The following is a 2,976-nucleotide window of genomic DNA, read 5'->3' as shown; positions in this document are numbered from 1 at the left end:
CTTGAAGTCCTCCTTCACCAACAGGCTCGGACGGAAGTCCAGCCCACGGCTCAGGTTAAACAATGCCCCGCCGATGAAGTACATGTGCCGCTTGCGCCGGATGTTGTCCGTCGTGGTGTTGTCCCAACGGAAGATATTATTGCTCTGGTCGCCCGACAGCAGATCCATCACCGACACGCCCGCATACCACTTCGGGTTGTAATAGTACACCCCGAAGCGCACATCCGGCACCCAGTTGCTGATTTTACCGGCGGGGAGCACCTGGTCGCCCCCGTCGATCGGGTCGAGCACGCCCCCATCGAGGCTGTACTGCGTTACCCCGGCCCCAACGCCGAAGCTCAGCCGTTGCGTGTCTTCGTCGTTCAGCCGCAGGCGGAACGCGTAATTGGCATAGGCCGAGGTGGCTGCCTGCGGGCCGAGCTTGTCGGCAATGATCTGCATCCCCAGCCCGTGGCGCTTGTTGATCGGGTCCACGATACCGTCTATGGACAACAGGCCGGTCTGGGGTGCCCCATCGAGACCCACCCACTGGCTGCGCAGCCCCAGCTGGCCAAACCACTCCTCCTTGTAACCCGTATATGCCGGGTTCACACTCATCGAGTTGAAAATGTACTGTGTGAACTGGACGTTCTGCTGGGCCCTGATTTCATCGGACACCATCAAGCAGATCGTGAATATCACTAATGTTATAATGCGCTTCATAGCTATGCTTTACTTTATTATTTTTTTATCAGTACCCAACCTGCGTACCGTTCTTGGCGATTACTATCATGGGTGATAATCACGTAATAATAGGTGCCTTCATTTAACCCTTGCCCGTCCCAGTTATTCTGGTATTTGTTGTTGCGATACACCTCGTTACCCCAACGGTTGACTACGGTGATCTCAACGCGGTCGAAATTTTCGATGCCTACAATTTCGAATACATCGTTCTTGCCGTCGCCATTAGGCGTGAATACATTTGGTATCTTGAACGGACGGGCCTCGACGGTCACGCTGATCGTTGCGATATTCGATACCAATCCGTTCTCATCTATTACTTCATAACGGACGGTACTGGTACCGGTAAATCCATCGGCTGGTTCAAACGTCACCACGCCTTGTGCATCGACACTGTACCTGCCTTCACCAGGGATGGTAACCGTGGTAGCTGGATTTCCAGATGCATCGATCAGCCGGACCGTTGACGGCACGATTGGGCTGCTACCGGGCTGATCGTTTGCCAGTACAGTAATCGCAACCGATTGGCCGTATGGCGCAGTCGCCTGATCGTCATTCGCAGTCGGAGCTATTTCGGCGGCGACGCCTTCAACGGTCACCGTAATGGTAGCGACATTCGATTCCAATCCGTTCTCATCCTTTACCGTGTAGGTAACGGTGCTAATGCCCACGTATTCCGCATCGGGTACAAAGGTCACCGTGCCATCGGCACCTACCGTATAAGTACCCTCTCCTTCGATGGTTACGGTGGTTACGGCATCGCCGGTGCCGGGGTCAATGAGCCGCACCGTGCCGGCCACAATCGGCGTACTTCCGGCCTCGTCGTTGCCGATCAAGTTGATGGTAACCGGGCTACCTTGATTGGTGCTCGCGTCGTCATCGTTGGCGACCGGACCGAATACGCCGGGCAATTCAATTTCGGTCTCATCACCAGGGGTTCCGCCGTCGGGATCTTCCGCAACTACTTTTGCGACGTTGCGTACGCTGGTTTCATCCACATCAGCTGCCGTAATCGTGTACTTCAGCTCGAACGACTGGGTAGCTTTTGGTGCCAATGTTTCGATGCTGGCGCTCCATTCGGGAAATAGCACGTCGGTAACCACTGCATTGGAAAGGGTTACATTTCCGGTATTGGTTACCGTGATTGTATAGGTAATTACATCACCAACATTGCTGAATGACTCGCGATCGGCAAGTTTGGTGATGCTTATGCTTCCATTCTTGCCTACGGGTACTTCCACTTCATCCTCGTCTTCCGGATCGCCGGGGTTCTCACCTGTGGCGCTGGCCACGTTCAGCACGCCACCCTTGTCGATGTCGGCTTGTGTAACCGTGTACTCCAGTTCGAAGCTGCGGGTCGATTTCGGCGCAAGCTTGTCGATGCTGGCGCTCCACTCGGGGAACAACACGTCGGTGACCGTGTAGTTTTCCAGGGTCACGTTGCCCGTATTGGTCACTGTAATCGTGTAGGTGATGGCTTCACCTACTTCGCTGACCGTCGCCTTATCGGCAACCTTCGTTACCTCGATGCCGGGTTGTTTGTCGCTCGGTACTTCCACTTCGTCTTCATCTTCCGGATCGCCGGGATTCTCGCCGGTGGCGCTGGCCACGTTCAGCACGCCACCCTTGTCGATGTCGGCTTGTGTAACCGTGTACTCCAGTTCGAAGCTGCGGGTCGCTGTCGGCGCAAGCTCGTCGATGCTTGCATTCCACTCGGGGAACAATACGTCGGTGACCGTGTAGTTCTCCAACGTCACGTTGCCCGTATTGGTCACAGTAATTGTATAGGTGATGATTTCACCGGCAGTGCTTACAGTTGTCTTGTCGGCAACCTTCGTTACCTCGATGCCGGGTTGTTTGTCGCTCGGTACTTCCACTTCGTCCTCATCTTCAGGATCGCCGGGGTTCTCGCCCGTGGCGCTGGCCACGTTCAGCACGCCACCCTTGTCGATGAAAACTTTTGTAACCGTGAACTCCAGTACGAAACTACGGGTAGCTGCCGGAGCAAGTTCGTCGAAGCATGCATTCCACTCGGGGACCAATACGTCGGTGACCGTGTAGTTCTCCAACGTCACGTGGCCCGTATTGGTCACAGTAATTGTCTAGGTGATGATTTCACCGGCCGTGCTTACCGTGGATTTATCGGCGGTCTTGCTGACCTCGATGCCGGGTTGTTTGTCGCTCGGCACTTCCAATTCATCCTCATCTTCAGGATCGCCGGGATTCTCGCCGGTGGCGCTGGCCACGTTCAGCACG

General features: G+C 55.2%; 2 protein-coding genes. Both read right to left on the bottom strand.

The window, feature by feature from the left end; translation table 11 throughout:
• On the bottom strand, positions 1-702 hold a 702-nt coding region (locus tag U9S71_RS20750), incomplete at its 3' end, for a PorP/SprF family type IX secretion system membrane protein (protein WP_326329772.1).
• Positions 703-719: 17 nt separating this feature from the next.
• Positions 720-2,813 carry a DUF7507 domain-containing protein gene (locus U9S71_RS20745; RefSeq protein WP_326329771.1) on the bottom strand — a complete coding sequence of 698 codons (2,094 nt, stop codon included), beginning with the start codon at positions 2,811-2,813 and terminating at the stop codon, positions 720-722.
• Between the last annotated feature and the right edge of the window lie 163 nt (positions 2,814-2,976).

The organism is Parapedobacter flavus, assembly GCF_035818675.1.
Classification (GTDB): Bacteria; Bacteroidota; Bacteroidia; order Sphingobacteriales; family Sphingobacteriaceae; genus Parapedobacter; species Parapedobacter flavus.
This window is presented reverse-complemented; position numbering and strand designations above follow the sequence as displayed.